The following is a 13849-nucleotide window of genomic DNA, read 5'->3' as shown; positions in this document are numbered from 1 at the left end:
CGGGCGCGTCGAGAGTCTTTTTTACTCGCGTCTGGGCCGCTGGAGCATGGAGTCGCCGCTCAGCGGTCGCTCGGCTCGTCGCCCGCGCCGGCGTCGGTTCCGCCGTCCCCGTCGTCCCCGTCGTCGCCGTTCACTTCGCGCTTAATCGACTCCAGTTCGGCGTCGACATCGACAGTCGGCTCGTCGCTCCCGCTCCCGTCGTCGCCGCCGTCCGGGCCGGCTTCCTCGGTCACGTCGATGCGGACCGGCCCGGTCCCGACCGGCTCGGCGTCGCGTGAGGCTCGGGTCCCGTCACCGGAGCGCCGGGCGTCGTCGCGCCGTTGCCACTCGGATTCGAACGTGCGTTCGTCCTCGCGCCAGCGACGCTCGCGGGCGGTTCGCTCGCGTTCGGCCTCGCTGAGTCGCGCGTCGAGTTCGTCGGCCAGCGAGCGGGCGCGGTCCATCACGTCGCGCGCCTCGGGGTTCGAGGGCAGGTCGGCCTCCGAGAGCGCGTTTCTGAGTTCGTCGAGGGCGCGGTCGACGCCGGAGACGGCGCTCTTCGGGACGTTTCGCATCCGTGCCTCCGTCTCGGTTCGGGCGTCGTCCATCGCGCGGCCGGGGTCGGAAAGCCGCATGAGGCGGCGGAGCAGTTCGAGGGAGGCGATGGTCGCTTCGAGGACGGCGATGACCGTCGGGATGGTGTACGACTCGGTGAACCGCAGGACCTCACCGAACGTCGGCGGGCGCGGGGGGCGAAATCGGTCGTCGCCGGTGACGCGTCGGTCGCGGCCACGGCCGCGGTTGCGGTCGCGCTCCTCGCGGAGTTCCGCGCCGAGTTCGTCGAGCGTGTCCCCGAGTTCGTCGAGTACGTCGAGGATGTCGTCGTCGCGTCGTCGGTCGCTCATGGCCCACGGTTGGGTCGCCGCGGGGATAAGCGTTCGAGGGGGCGAACGCGAGGTGCGTTTCGGGCACCGCCGTCGCTACCGCCGCGGGACGGCGCGCTGGTACTGCGGCGGCCACTCCGCGTCGGCGTCGAGGTCGTCCGCGGCGTGGAGCGCGAAGTACGGGTCGTACAGATGCTCGCGGCCGACGATGGCGAGGTCGGCCCGCCCGTTTCTGACGACCTCGTCGGCGTGGCGCGCGGTTCGGATGCCGCCGACCGCGCCGACCATCGCGTCGGTCTCCTCGCGGATGACCTCCGCGAAGGGAATCTGATAGCCGGGGCCGGTGTTCGGAATCCGCTGGTCGGGGTGGATGCCGCCGGCGCTCACGTCGACGAGGTCGACGCCGAGGTCGTCGAGGTCGGCCGCGAGGCGAATCGACTGCTCGATGTCCCACGACTCGCGGTCGTCCAGCCAGTCGGTCGCGGAGATGCGGACGAACACGGGCTTGTCGTCGGGCCAGACCCCGCGGACCGCGTCCGTGACCTCGCGGAGGAGTCGCGTCCGGTTTTCGAACGAGCCGCCGTACTCGTCGTCGCGGTGGTTCGTCACCGGCGAGAGGAACTCGTGGAGGAGGTAGCCGTGGGCCGCGTGGACCTCGGCGATTTCGAAGCCTGCGTCGAGCGCGCGCTCGGCCGCCGCGCGGAAGTCGTCGACGACGCCTTCGATACCGTCGGCCGAGAGCTTTCGGGTCGGCGGAGCCTCGCCCTCGTAGGGCCACGGCGCGTCGCTCGGGGCGACGGTCGTCCATCCGCCGTCGTCGGGCGCGACCGGCTCGCTCCCCTCCCACGGACGGGTCTTGCTCGCCTTCCGGCCCGCGTGGGCGAGTTGGATGGCCGGCGTGCTCCCCATCGACGAGACGAACGAGGTTATCTGGCTGAGCTTCTCGACGTGGTCGTCCGACCAGATGCCGAGGTCGTTCGGCGTGATGCGCCCCTCGGGGGAGACGGCCGTCGCCTCGGACATCACGATGCCCGCGCCGCCGACGGCGCGGCTGCCGAGGTGGACGAGATGCCAGTCGTCGGCGAACCCGTCGGTCGAGGAGTACTGACACATCGGCGAGACCATGATTCGGTTTCGAACCTCCGTCTCGCGGAGCGAAAGCGGCGTAAAGAGCGAGTCCGTCATCGCCCCCGATTGGGCGCGGTCGGAAAAACCCCCCTCGATTCCGGTGATGCAGTCCGGTTTCGGCTACTCGACCGAGCCGACGAACGCGCGCTGTTCGGCCAAGAGGTCGCGGTCGAGCGTCCACACGAGGTCGCGCTCGCCGCGGTTCAGCGCGGCTGCGACCACGCCGTCGGGCCTGACGACGAGCGAGCGACCCGCGTACTCCGAACCCGCGGTTCCCGAAATCGACCCGCTCCCCGTCCGGTTCGCGCCGACGAGCCAGCGAACCCCGTCGAGGGCGCGGGCGCGACAGAGCAGTCGCCAGTTCGTCGAGTGGGCGTCGGGCCACGCGCCGACGACGAACAGGGCGTCGACTCGCTCGTCGGTCAGCGCGGCGCTGTCGCCGACGAAGTTCAGGTCGTAACAGGTGAGGATTCCCGTCCGGCCGGCGGGCGTGTCCGCGACGACGAGTTCGTCGCCCGGCGTGACGATATCGGCCTCGCCGCCCCAGAGGTGTCGCTTGCGGTAGACGGTCGCCGAGCCGTCGGGTCGGACGTAGGCGGCCGCGTTGTGGAGCGTCTCGCCGTCGCGTTCGAGATAGCCCGCCAGTACGTCGAAGCCGTTTTCCGCGGCGACGGAGGCGAGGAAGTCGGTCGCGCGCTCCCGAGGTATCGCGCCGCTGAAGGCGCGGCTGTCCGCGACGAAGCCCGTGAGCGCGTACTCGGAGAACAGCGCGATATCGACCGACTCGGGGAGGTCGGCGGCGCGGGCGCGCACGTCCGCCTCGTTTCGCGCCGGGTCGAGGTCGAACGCGGCGCGCTGCGGGACGGCGATAGTGGGACCGGTCACGCTCGGAGGAACGGACGGGTCGCGAAAAAGTGACCCGAATGGAATCGGCGGTCGGTCCCGGTCCGAGACGCGGAGCGAAGGGAAACGCTCTTTTTACAGTCGAACGGACTTCCGGCATATGAGTGACGGGGACGACGATACGACAGAACTCTCGCCCGAGAGCTTCGACGAGCGCCTGACCGAGGCCGAGGAGGCTCTCGACGCGGCCGAGACCGAAGCCGACCTCGACGAGGTCGAGGCCACGCTCGACGACATCGAGGCCGACGTGGAGGCCGCGGACCTGCCCGAACCGGACGACGAAGACGAAGACGACCCCGCCGAGGAGCTCGAATCGCGCCTGTCCGACCTGCGCGACGACCTCGAATCCCAGCGCGGTCCCTACGCCGACGACGCCGTCGAGACGCTCGAAGAAGCGAAGTCCACGATTACGGACACTCGGTGGACCGAGCAGGGCGACGGCGAAATCGTCGCCGCGGTCGAGACGTTCGCCGACGAGTTCAACGGCGTGCTCGACGCGAGCGTCTCGGTCGACGGTGACGACGAAGACGCGCTCACCGCCGCCATCGACGACGCCGTCTCGGCCGTCGAAGCGGCCGCCCTCGACGCCGACGAGGACGCAGAGACCATCGCGGACCTCATCGAAGTCGCGGACGGCCTCGCGGACGGTCTCGACGACGCCCAGGAGTGGGACGACCTCGAGACCCGCGAGAAGCTCCAAGTGCAGGGCTTCTACGACGTGCTCGGCCACTACAAGGACTTCCCGCCGGAGCTGTCGGCGCTGAAGGAACACGAAAAGCGCGGCAACGTCGAGATGATTGCGCTCGCGTTCGAGAGCTTCCAGTCCGACTTCATGCAGGAGTACTGCATCGAGGCGTTCACGCGGATGAACGACGACCGCGCCTACGAGACTATCGAGGGGCAGGCCAAGCGCCGCGACAAGGGCGTCATCAAGGCCATCGGGAAGATGGCCGCCGAGGAGGGCGTCGAGATGCTCGTCGACTACGTCGACACCGACAGCGACCCCGCGCTCCAGAAGGTCGTGTTCAAGGCGCTCGGCGAAATCGGCTCCGAGGAGGCGACCCAACCCATCGCGAACAAGCTCGTCACCGAAAACGACAACGTCCGCTCGGCCGCCGCTCGCGCGCTCGGTCTCATCGGCGACACCCGCGCCGTCGAGCCGCTGTCGGACGTCGTCGCCGACGACGACGAGGACGCCGTCCGCGCCAGCGCCGCGTGGGCGCTCCGGCAGATTGGCACGAACGACGCGCTCGAAGTGGCCGCCGGCTACGCCGACGACCGCTCGTTCCTCGTCCAGCGCGAAGCCGAACTCGCCGCCGAGTTCCTCGGCGACGATGTCGAAGCCGAAGCGACCGTCTGAGACCGCACAACCGACGCGGCAGTCCGGCGGCTCTGCGGTCCCCTTTCGTTCTCTTTCTCTCGCAGTCGCTCGCGCTGAGTCCCCGGTCGCGAACGTTTTTGTAGGGAAACGCGACCACCGCGGGGTGTGTCTCGACGGCCCCCCACCACCGCGTTCGCCGTCTCGCTCGCCGTCCTGCTCGCGGCCGCGGCCGTCGTCCCCGCGCCGATAGCGGCCGCGCCGGGAACGGCGAACGCGACAGAATCAGCGACCGCCGCCGACCCGCCGGTATCGGGCGACCCGCGCATCGTCGCCGCGCTCCCCGACCCGGCGACGCCCGACGACCGCGGCGAGTTCGTCGCCGTCGCCGCGCCCGCGGGAACCGAACTCTCGCTGGCCGACGGCGAGGAGACCGTCTCCTTCGTCGCGCCCGGCGGGGCGGTTGCCGTCGTCACCGACCCGTCCGCGGCGTCGAACCTGACCGACCTCCCAGTGGTCGCGCCCGGTCTCGACCTCGCAAACGGCGGCGAGACGGTCACGCTCCGCGTCGTCGGTGGCGACGGCGACGCGGCCGGCAACGGCGTCGTCGCGGACCGCCTCAGCTACGACCGGAGCCGCGAGGGCGCGCTCCTCGAACGGCGGGACGGCGCGTGGTCGTGGTGGCCGCGGACGCTCCCCCGGCGGAACGTCACGACCCACGGCCCCGCGAACGCGACGCTGTTCGTGCTCCCCGACTCGCCGGGGCGTCCGATAGCGACGCTCCGGGCGGCCGACGAGCGGATTCTGCTCGCCGGCTACGTCGTCTCCTCCGCGCGCGTCGCCGACGAACTCGTCGCCGCTCGCGAGCGCGGCGTGCAGGTCGAGGTACTGGTCGAGGACAGCCCGGTCGGCGGCTTCCCGCGGCGGTCGGCGCGGGTCCTCGACCGCCTCGTCGACGCCGGCGTGTCGGTCCGCGTCGTCGGCGACCCGCACTCGTTTCACCACCCGAAGTACGCCGTCGTCGACGACGCGGCGCTCGTGATGACCGAAAACTGGAAACCCGCCGGAACGGGCGGGAAAAAGAGCCGCGGCTGGGGCGTCGTCGCGCGCTCGCCGGCCGTCGCGGCCGACCTCGCGGCCACGTTCGAAACCGATGCGAGCCTCCCAGAGACCGCTTCGTGGGAGACGTACCGCGTCGGCCGGTCGTTCGTCCGCACCGAATCGGCGAACGGCTCGTATCCGTCGCGCATCGCGCCCGAGGCGCTTCGAGTCGACCGCGTCGCCGTCCTCCGCGCGCCCGACAACGCCGAGTCCGCGGTCGTCGCCCGACTCGATGCCGCCGAGCGCCGAATCGACGTGCTACAACCGACCGTCGAGGCCGACGGCCCGTTCGTCCGCGCGCTCAAGCGTGCCGCCGACCGCGGCGTCCGCGTCCGACTCCTCCTCGGGAGCGCGTGGTACGACGAGGAGGAGAACCGCGCGCTCGCCGAGCGCCTGAACGAGTGGGCCGACCGCACCGGCAGCCCGCTCTCGGTCCGCCTCGCGCGCCCCGGCGACCGGTACGGCGCGATTCACGCGAAGGGCGTCGTCGCCGACGACACCGCGCTCGTCGGCAGTCTCAACTGGAACCGGCACTCGGCCCGCGAGAACCGCGAAGTCGTCCTCGCGCTGTCGGACCCGGCCGCCGCGGCGTACTTCCGCGAGGCGTTCGCGGCCGACTGGCGAGCCAGCGGGCGCGGAGCGGAGCCGAAGCCCGGACTCGTCGCCGCGGCGGCCCTCGCGGTCGTCGTCGGACTCGCGGCGCTCAGACGACTGGAGTTCGAAAAATGAGCGGTCGCAGTCTGAGAGTCGAACGCCGGCTTACGCCGTCGTCGACAGCTCTTCGTCGATGTCGGCTTCGGCCATCTTCTCGACGAGGCTGTCGATGACCTCCTCGCGCATGCCGCTGACGAACTTGATGGAGCCGACGACGAGGTGGCCGCCGCCGGAGACGCCGCCACCGACGACTTCCTCGTTCAGTTCGGCGACCATCCGCGGGATGTCGAGGCGGACGCCGTCGGAGCGGAGGACGGCGAAGTCGGGACCGTAGCCGATGGTGATGACCGGCTCGCCCGTCTCCTGGACCTTGCGGTCGTGGAGCTTGCCCGTGGTCTTGCCCGGCGCGGGGTAGGTAAAGCGGTGGGCCCACTTGTCGAGGTCGATGCGGTAGAGGTTGGCCCCGCTGTCGAGGCGCTCGTGTTCGAGGTGCGGCTCCGCGGCTTCGAGCTGTCGGTCCACGTCGCGCTCGGCGCGCGTCGAGAGGAACTCGACGAGTTCGCGGTGGCGCTCCTCGTCGTCGCAGCCGACGTTGAGCACGTCGTTGACGATGGATGCGCCGTCGTTGTAGCGCAGCCAGTGGGCGGCGTAGTCGAGCGCCTCGCCCACGTCGAGGAGCTGTTCGCGGTCGTAGCCCTCGTCTTCGGCGAGCGCGATGTAGTTGTCCATGACCTCCGCCTTCGAGCGGTCGGACAGCCCGGCGACGGCGGGGACGTGACGCAGTTCGTCGGTCACGTCGGGGTGAATCATCCGCGCGAGTTCGACGCACATCATGCCGGTCGTGATGCGGTAGTCCTCGTCGTGGAGGTACGGGTTGACGTGCGCGTCGAGGAGCGGGTCGACCGCCTCGGGGTCGGGGTGGTGGTGGTCGACGACCGCGATGGGCACGTCGTAGTGCGCGAGGTTCTCGTAGGCGGGCACGTCCTCCTCGGTCGACCCGTTGTCGAGCATGAGCAGGAAGGGGAGCCGCTGGCCGTGGCGGGCGCGACCTTCGAGCGCGAAGTTCAGGTCGCGGGTCACGTCCTCCATCTCGTAGAACGGAGCCTTGCTCGGCAGGCGCTTGAACAGGTGACGGGGCGCGTCGGGGTCGTCGTGGACCTCCGTGATGAGCCGTTCGAGGGCCAGTTGGACCGGGACGGACGCGCACATGCCGTCGCCGTCGGCGTGGTGACGGACGCGAATCGGGCGGCCTTCGAGGACCGTCCGTCGGAGCAGGCGCGCCACGTCTTCGAGGTCGTCGCGGAGCTTCTCGAACGCCGACCACTCCACGAGCGGCTCGACCGGCTCCGGCTCGGCGCGCTCGTCGAGCGCGGCGTCGATGCGCTGGCGGGCGTCGGCGGCGGCCTCGTCGTCGAGGACGGTGAGGCCGTCGACTTCGAGCTGACGGGTTCCCTCGTGGTCTTCGACGGTGCCGGCCATGCGGACCACGTCGTCGAGGTCGACTTCGGGGAACGCGCGGACGCCGGCCTCTTCGAAGGCGGCGGCGGCGACGATGCCGGAGTCGTCGGCGATGCGGAAGACGGTCGGGCCGCCGGTCTGCTTAATCTGCGTGACGACGCCTTCGACCGTGACCGACTCGCCGACCGAGAGACTGGAGATAGGCGTGATGGTCGGCTCGTGGTCGACGGTCAGGGTGCGGTAGTCGTCGGGCGTGTCCTCGGCGAACGCGATGTCGCCGTTGTCGCGGACGGATTCGAGGCGGACGACCAGTCGGTCCCCGACCTCGTAGTCGGCCGAGAGGTTGGACTCGTGGATGAGTCCGGAGACGGAGTCGGAGACGTCGACGAAGATGCCGTACTCCACGACGCCGTTGACGACGGCGTGGTAGTACGCGTCGGTCTCGACGTCGTCGGCGGTACAGTTCGGTGCGAGATCATAGACGATAGGTCGTGCGTCCGAATTCGGACCCGAGTCGTCGCCGGAATCCCCGGCGTGCTCGTCGCTCATAGTCCCGCTAGGTCAGGGGGTAGTGTTAAGCTTTACAAAAGCATCTCGCGTGCGCGGCCGGTTCGCACAGACCCGATTCGGCTCGAAACTCGCCTGCGCGGGGGCGTCAGTAGCCGAGTTCGTCCAGCGCGTCTTCGACCGACGGGACGTAGTCGGCCCCGAAGACGCGGACGTGTTCGAGGAGCGGAAACAGCGCGTAGACGGGCGAGCGATGCTCGAAGAAGCCGTCGGCGATGGGTCGGCGCTCGTCGTAGGCGTCGAAGAAGGCGTCGCCCGCGGCGTCGAACCAGTCGATGTAGGCCAGTTCGACCTCGGGGTGGCCGTAGTAACACGCCGGGTCGAGGAAGGCGACGACGCGGTCGTCGCGGACGCGGAGGTTCGCGCCCCACACGTCGCCGTGGACGAGTCGCGGGGCCGCCGGTTCGACGAGGAGGGCGTCGAGGTCGGCGGCGACCGACTCGATTCGCTCGGCCGTCGCGTCTGGGAGTCCCGAACCGAGCGCCGCCTCGGTCCACGGCAGGAGGCGCTGGTCGCGGAAGAACGCGACCCACGAGTCGGTCCACGGGTTCGGCTGTCGGTACGGCCCGGAGAGGGTGTCGTAGGGGAAGCCGAACGCCGGCGCGGTCGTCTCGTGGAGCGCGGCGAGGTGGGTGGCGAGGTCGCGCTCGGCGGCGGAGGTCAACTCGGACGTGCCCTCGACGTAGTCGAGGACGAGCAGGTCGGGGTCGGCGTGGTGGACCGCGGGGACCGGAAGGCCGGCCGCGGCGAGCGAGTCGAGCATCGCGGCCTCCACGTCGAGCGGCGTGTCGCCCACCTTCGCGACGACGGGGTCGCGCCCGTCGAAATCGAGTCGGTAGACGCGGCCGACGTGTCCGCCGTCGAGTTCGGTCGTCGCGGTCGGCGGCGCGTCCGCCGAGAGCGCGTCCGTCACGCGGGCGACGAGGTCGGAATCGAGCGTCACACCCGATGTCGGGCGAGCGCCGACCTCAGTATGGCGGTTCCGTTCCGGCGACCGACTCGGCGTTCCGGAACCCTTAGATGGAGCGCCTGCGGACGGTTCGGTATGCGACTCTTCCGGTCGCGGGAGGTCGTCGGCATCGCGGCCGACGCCCTCGACTTCGCGCTCGAAGCCTCTGCGGAGACGCATCCGAACGAGTACATGGGACTCCTCCGCGGCGAGGAGGCCCGACGGGTCGGCGTCGACCGCGACGGCTACGTCGTGACGGACGTGCTCATCATCCCGGGGACGGTCTCGGACCCGTACAGCGCGACCGTCAGGAACGACCTCGTGCCGAACGACTTCCGCGCCGTCGGGTCGATTCACTCGCACCCCAACGGCGTCCTCCGACCGAGCGACGCCGACCTCGACACCTTCGGGAGCGGCCGGGTCCACATCATCATCGGCTCGCCGTACGGTCCCGACGACTGGGAGGCGTTCGACCAGTCCGGCGAGGTCCGCGACCTCGACGTGCTCGACGCAGACCTCCCCGACCCCGAATCGTTCTTCGACTTCACGCAGGACGACATCGACGCGGAGTTGGACCGATGAGACGGGTCATCGCGCAGGGAACCTTCGACATCCTCCACCCCGGCCACGTCCACTACCTCTCGGACGCCGCGTCGCTCGGCGACGAACTCCACGTCATCATCGCCCGCGGCGAGAACGTGACGCACAAGCCGAAACCGATACTCGACGGCCGCCAGCGCCGCGACATGGTCGCCGCGCTCGACGTGGTCGACGAGGCGCATCTCGGCCACGCCGAGGACATCTTCGTCCCCATCGAGGAAATCGACCCCGACGTTATCGTCCTCGGCTACGACCAACACCACGACGAGGACGGAATCAAAGCCGCCCTCGACGCCCGCGGCATCGACTGCGAGGTCACGCGCGCGACGCCCCGGGAGCTCCGCCACGACGACGAACTGCTCTCGACGGGTCGCATCATCGACCGCATCGTCGAGCGACGCTGTTGAGTCGCCGTTCGTCCGGACGATAGCCGACTGCACTGCGGCCCGCGACGAGTTCTCCGACGACCGACCGCGACGAGCGCGAGCGTCGTCACTCGGGTGGAGCGTCGAAACAGAAGGGAGGAAGCGTTACTGCGTGGAGTTCGTCGCGGTAGAGTTCGAGGAGCCGGACGACTCGCTGTTGGCCGACTGCTGTTCGTCGAGCCAGTTCTGGTACTCGTCCTGCGAGACGACATCGACGGTGAAGTACATCTGGGAGTGCGCGACGCCGCAGTACTCGGTACAGTAGCCCTGGTAGGTGCCTTCCTCGTAGGCGACGGTCTTGATGGTGTTCGTCGAACCCGGCATCGCGTCCTGCTTGAGCGCGAGTTCGGGGACGTGGAATCCATGTATCACGTCCGTTGAGGTGACCTGGAAGTAGACCGGGCGGTCCTTGGGGATGACAATCTCGTTGCCGGACGAGAAGTTACCCTCCTCGGGGTAGTACATGTTCCAGCCCCACTGGTAGGCCTCCGCCGTGACGACGACCGGGTCGTCGTCCATGGCGATGTCGTTGCCCTGGTGCGTGACGTTCTCGTTGGCCAGCACGCCGTAGGAGGCGACGCCGACGAAAAGCAGGATAATCGCTGTCGCGATGGTCCACGTGATTTCGAGCCGGCGGTTCTCCTTGGTCGGCAGTGCGCGCTCGCTGTTGCGGAACTTGATGACGGTGTAGAGGAGGATGACCTCCACCAGCACGGTGATCGGGATAGCGACGTACAGCAGCTCCCCGTTCAGCTGGTTGATGAGTTCCGACGTGGCAGACGCCTGCGCGGCGGCGGGGGTGGCAACGAGCGCCATCGCGGCCGTCGCGAGCAGGGACGCGAGCGCGAAACGCGTCTTTCTCATGCTGAGCGAGACTTAGGAACAACCGCATAAATGCGTACCGACTCTCGGCCCGCCGTTTATCAACCCCTCCCCCTCATATCACGGGGAGCGACGCCCGAACGCGAGGCGGAAAAGCGCGGGTCCTAAATACGGGACGGTCCAACACGTCCGTAGGTGAATTTCGTGGCCACGAATCGCGATTCGAACACGTTCCACGGCCTGCTCGCGGCGACCGCGATGGGCGTCTATCTCCTGCTCATCGTCGGCGCGACGACCGCGCTCACGGACGCGACCGCCGCGTGCAGCGCGTGGCCCGCGTGCGGCGACGGCTTTTCGCTCCCCGCGACGCTCAACGGCTGGGTCGCCCTCGGCCACCGCGTCGCGGCCGTCCTCGTCGGCCTCCTCACGGTCGCCACGCTCGTCTCGGCGTGGCGGGCCGACACGTCTCGCCGGGTGCGAGCGACCGTCACTGCGTCGGCCGTGCTCTATCCCGCGCAGGCCGGCCTCGGCGCGGTCGTCGCCACCGTCGGCGTCGGCCCCGCCCTCTCGACGCTCCACTTGGTCCTCGGGATGGTCATCTTCGGCGGCCTCGTCGCCGCCCTCGCGTGGACGCTCGAAGCGGCCACCGGCGACCCCGACGACGCGCCGGTCGGCACCCCGTCGATGAGCCCCCCGGCCGACGACGGCGAGCGGCCGCCCGTCCCGACCGACCCGGTCGCCCGCGCGAAGGCGACGGTCAACGCGTACTTCCGGCTCATGAAGCCGCGGCTGATGTGGCTCCTCTGTCTCGTCGCGTCGGCGGCGATGGCGCTCGCCGGCACCGTCTCGCCCGGCCTCACGCCCGAAGTCATCGCGGCGACCCTCGGCGGCGGCGTCCTCTCTATCGGCGCGTCCGGCACGTTCAACCACGTCCTCGAACGCGACGTGGACCGCCGGATGCAACGGACCAGCGACCGGCCGCTCGCGGTCGACCTCGTGCCCGTCCGCAACGCGGTCGCGTTCGGTCTGCTCCTGACGGTCGCGTCGGTGGCGCTGTTCGCGTCCGTCAACTGGCTCGCGGCCGTCCTCGGCGTCGTCGCCATCGCCTTTTATAGCGTCGTCTACACGCTCATCCTGAAGCCCAACACGGTCCAGAACACCGTCATCGGCGGCGCGGCCGGCGCGCTTCCGGCGCTCATCGGCTGGGTCGCCGTCACCGGCGACGTCGGCCTCGGCGGCGTCGTCCTCGCCGTGGTCATCTTCATGTGGACGCCCGCGCACTTCTACAACCTCGCGCTGGCCTACAAGGACGACTACGCCCGCGGCGGCTTCCCGATGATGCCCGTCGTCCGCGGCGAGACCGAGACGCGAAAGCACATCCTCTGGTGGCTCGGCGCGACGCTCGTCGCCGCCGCCGGCCTCGCGGTCATGGACGCCCTCGGAGTCGTCTACCTCGTGACGAGCATCCTCTTCGGCGGCGCGTTCCTCTACTTCGTCGTGCGCCTGCACTACGAGCGCGACGACACCGCCGCCTTCCGGGCGTTCCACGCCTCGAACGCCTACCTCGGGATGTTGCTGCTCGCCATCGTCGTCGACACGCTCGCCATCTGAGAACCGCCTGCGACACCACCCACACACATGGCAACCGCATCCGCACTTCCCCGCCCCTCGCGGGCCAGTCTGCTCCGCGCCGCCTTCGCCGTGAACACGACGCTGATTCTGGCGTTCGTCTACCTGCTTTTCACCGAGGCGAGCGTCGGCGCGCCGCGCTACGCCGTCTACGGCGTCGCGTGGGTCATCGTCGGCCTCTGGGTCCTGTTCGACACCGACGTGGCACCCGCCTCGACCGCGACGAAGCGCAAGGCGGCCGCCGTCGCTGTCGGCTACTTCGCGCTCCTCGCGGTCGCCGGCGGCCTCGTCACCTCGCCCGTGCCCGGCGGCGCGAGCGGCGTCCGCGTCGCCTTCCTCCCGCCGGGATGGGGCCCGGCGCTCGTCTACGGCGGCGACCTGTTCAACCTCGTACTCATGCCGGCGCGGGTGGTCGGCTACGCGGCGCTCGCGTTCCTCGTCTACGACACGGTCGTCGAGGCGGCGGGCGCGGCCGTCTCCGGCGTCGTCGGCCTGTTCTCCTGCGTCTCGTGTTCGTGGCCCGTCCTCGCGTCGGTCGCCACGAGCGTCTTCGGCAGCGGAACCGCGGTCGCGGCGACCGTGACGACGCTCTCGTACGACCTCTCGACGCTGGTCTTCCTCGTCACCGTGGTGCTCCTCCGGTGGCGCCCCGGCTTCGGGAAGTAGGCGGGGTCGCTCCCGCGGGCACACTCACGACCCGCCCCCTCGCTTTTACCCGCGCGCCGTGAACGTCCGCGTATGACCCAGGTCGAAATCGAATACTGCGTCCCCTGCGGCTTCCTCGACCGCGCCGAGACGCTCCAGCACGCGCTGCTCGAACAGTTCGGCGACCGACTCGACCGCGTGGCGCTCGTCACGGGCGACCACGGCGTCCTCACCGTCATCGTCGACGGCGAGCGCGTCTGGGACAAGTCGGAAGACGAGTTCGACCCGGACCTCGTGCTCCGGCGGGTCCGCCCGCACGTCGGCTGAGCGGGGCGACCCGTGAAGTCACTCGAACACGCCGCCGTCGGCGCGGTCGCCGGGGCGGTCGCCGCGGTCGCCGTGGACCCGCCGGGGAGCCTGCCGCTTCTCGTCGCCGGCGCGGTGTTCGCGAGCGTCTTCGTCGACCTCGACCACTTCGTCATCGCCCGCGTCCAGCGCGGCGACTGGGCGAACCTGCGGCTCGCGGTGACGAACCCGCGGGTCGGCCTCCTCGACCAAGAGCGAGTGTTCGAGGAGTTCGACACCGAGTTCGACCGCAAACGCCTCCTGAGCCACCACCTCGTCGGCGGCGTCGCGGTCGGCGCGCTCGCGCTCTCGGGACTCGACTCGCTCGCGGCGTTCCTCGCGGTCGTGCTCTACGTCCACGTCGTCTGCGACTTCCTCCGAGACCTCGGCATCGCGTGAAAAAAGCCGGAATCGGTCGGTCGCTGACGGTCGCCCGTAATCG

General features: G+C 70.0%; 14 protein-coding genes. 8 read left to right on the top strand and 6 right to left on the bottom strand.

Annotated elements, in window-relative coordinates:
- Positions 1–59 precede the first annotated feature (59 nt).
- The 3 genes from DVK03_RS05185 to DVK03_RS05175 form a co-directional block, all read right to left on the bottom strand.
- Entirely contained in the window at positions 60–884 is an 825-nt protein-coding gene (locus DVK03_RS05185) for a hypothetical protein (protein WP_008607396.1), read from the bottom strand.
- A 75-nt stretch (positions 885–959) separates the two neighbouring features.
- Complete coding sequence (locus tag DVK03_RS05180) at positions 960–2048, bottom strand: NADH:flavin oxidoreductase/NADH oxidase (RefSeq protein WP_004043920.1); 1089 nt, start codon at positions 2046–2048, stop codon at positions 960–962.
- Positions 2049–2111: 63 nt separating this feature from the next.
- Positions 2112–2876 (bottom strand): carbon-nitrogen hydrolase family protein, encoded by a 765-nt coding sequence (locus tag DVK03_RS05175; protein WP_115802383.1) that lies wholly within the window; start codon positions 2874–2876, stop codon positions 2112–2114.
- 118 nt (positions 2877–2994) lie between these two features.
- Between DVK03_RS05175 and DVK03_RS05170 the strand changes: the two genes are divergently transcribed.
- Both DVK03_RS05170 and DVK03_RS05165 read left to right on the top strand, forming a co-directional pair.
- Positions 2995–4254: a HEAT repeat domain-containing protein gene (locus DVK03_RS05170; protein ID WP_115802382.1), complete on the top strand. Its 1260-nt coding sequence runs from the start codon at positions 2995–2997 to the stop codon at positions 4252–4254.
- Positions 4255–4380: 126 nt separating this feature from the next.
- Positions 4381–6042: a phosphatidylserine/phosphatidylglycerophosphate/cardiolipin synthase family protein gene (locus DVK03_RS05165; RefSeq protein WP_115802381.1), complete on the top strand. Its 1662-nt coding sequence runs from the start codon at positions 4381–4383 to the stop codon at positions 6040–6042.
- A 30-nt stretch (positions 6043–6072) separates the two neighbouring features.
- Here the strand turns inward: DVK03_RS05165 and DVK03_RS05160 are convergent, their stop codons facing one another.
- Entirely contained in the window at positions 6073–7974 is a 1902-nt protein-coding gene (locus DVK03_RS05160; RefSeq protein WP_115802380.1) for a DHH family phosphoesterase, read from the bottom strand.
- A 106-nt stretch (positions 7975–8080) separates the two neighbouring features.
- The gene (locus DVK03_RS05155) at positions 8081–8935 is read right to left on the bottom strand and encodes a fructosamine kinase family protein (protein WP_115802379.1); all 855 of its coding nucleotides are present in this window, start codon (positions 8933–8935) and stop codon (positions 8081–8083) included.
- Between the two features lie 102 nt (positions 8936–9037).
- On the opposite strand from DVK03_RS05155, the gene DVK03_RS05150 reads away from it, so the two are divergent.
- Positions 9038–9523, top strand: a complete 486-nt coding sequence (locus DVK03_RS05150) for a Mov34/MPN/PAD-1 family protein (protein ID WP_004064059.1) — start codon at positions 9038–9040, stop codon at positions 9521–9523.
- Complete coding sequence (locus DVK03_RS05145; RefSeq protein WP_004064061.1) at positions 9520–9948, top strand: adenylyltransferase/cytidyltransferase family protein; 429 nt, start codon at positions 9520–9522, stop codon at positions 9946–9948. Before DVK03_RS05150 ends, DVK03_RS05145 begins: the two co-directional genes overlap by 4 nt.
- 123 nt (positions 9949–10071) lie before the next feature.
- Here the strand turns inward: DVK03_RS05145 and coxB are convergent, their stop codons facing one another.
- Entirely contained in the window at positions 10072–10830 is a 759-nt protein-coding gene (gene coxB, locus DVK03_RS05140) for a cytochrome c oxidase subunit II (RefSeq protein ID WP_004064062.1), read from the bottom strand.
- Positions 10831–10992: 162 nt separating this feature from the next.
- On the opposite strand from coxB, the gene DVK03_RS05135 reads away from it, so the two are divergent.
- The 4 genes from DVK03_RS05135 (at position 10993) to DVK03_RS05120 (ending at position 13806) form a co-directional block, all read left to right on the top strand.
- Positions 10993–12399, top strand: a complete 1407-nt coding sequence (locus DVK03_RS05135) for a heme o synthase (protein ID WP_115802378.1) — start codon at positions 10993–10995, stop codon at positions 12397–12399.
- 27 nt (positions 12400–12426) lie between these two features.
- Complete coding sequence (locus DVK03_RS05130) at positions 12427–13083, top strand: hypothetical protein (RefSeq protein WP_115802377.1); 657 nt, start codon at positions 12427–12429, stop codon at positions 13081–13083.
- A gap of 72 nt (positions 13084–13155) precedes the next feature.
- Positions 13156–13389 (top strand): SelT/SelW/SelH family protein, encoded by a 234-nt coding sequence (locus DVK03_RS05125; protein ID WP_115802376.1) that lies wholly within the window; start codon positions 13156–13158, stop codon positions 13387–13389.
- Between the two features lie 12 nt (positions 13390–13401).
- Positions 13402–13806 carry a metal-dependent hydrolase gene (locus DVK03_RS05120; protein WP_115802375.1) on the top strand — a complete coding sequence of 135 codons (405 nt, stop codon included), beginning with the start codon at positions 13402–13404 and terminating at the stop codon, positions 13804–13806.
- Positions 13807–13849: the final 43 nt, after the last annotated feature.

The organism is Haloferax sp. Atlit-109R (assembly GCF_003665865.1).
GTDB classification, from domain to species: domain Archaea; phylum Halobacteriota; class Halobacteria; order Halobacteriales; family Haloferacaceae; genus Haloferax; species Haloferax volcanii.
The sequence above is the reverse complement of the archived record's forward strand: the minus strand, read 5'-3'. Positions and strand labels throughout refer to the sequence as shown.

Coding starts and splice junctions, on each gene's coding strand:
- DVK03_RS05130 (WP_115802377.1), top strand. CDS start 12,427: ATGGCAACCGCATCCGCACTTCCCCGCCCCTCGCGGGCCAGTCTGCTC.
- DVK03_RS05145 (WP_004064061.1), top strand. CDS start 9,520: ATGAGACGGGTCATCGCGCAGGGAACCTTCGACATCCTCCACCCCGGC.
- DVK03_RS05170 (WP_115802382.1), top strand. CDS start 2,995: ATGAGTGACGGGGACGACGATACGACAGAACTCTCGCCCGAGAGCTTC.
- DVK03_RS05180 (WP_004043920.1), bottom strand. CDS start 2,048: ATGACGGACTCGCTCTTTACGCCGCTTTCGCTCCGCGAGACGGAGGTT.
- DVK03_RS05125 (WP_115802376.1), top strand. CDS start 13,156: ATGACCCAGGTCGAAATCGAATACTGCGTCCCCTGCGGCTTCCTCGAC.
- coxB (WP_004064062.1), bottom strand. CDS start 10,830: ATGAGAAAGACGCGTTTCGCGCTCGCGTCCCTGCTCGCGACGGCCGCG.
- DVK03_RS05150 (WP_004064059.1), top strand. CDS start 9,038: ATGCGACTCTTCCGGTCGCGGGAGGTCGTCGGCATCGCGGCCGACGCC.
- DVK03_RS05185 (WP_008607396.1), bottom strand. CDS start 884: ATGAGCGACCGACGACGCGACGACGACATCCTCGACGTACTCGACGAA.
- DVK03_RS05160 (WP_115802380.1), bottom strand. CDS start 7,974: ATGAGCGACGAGCACGCCGGGGATTCCGGCGACGACTCGGGTCCGAAT.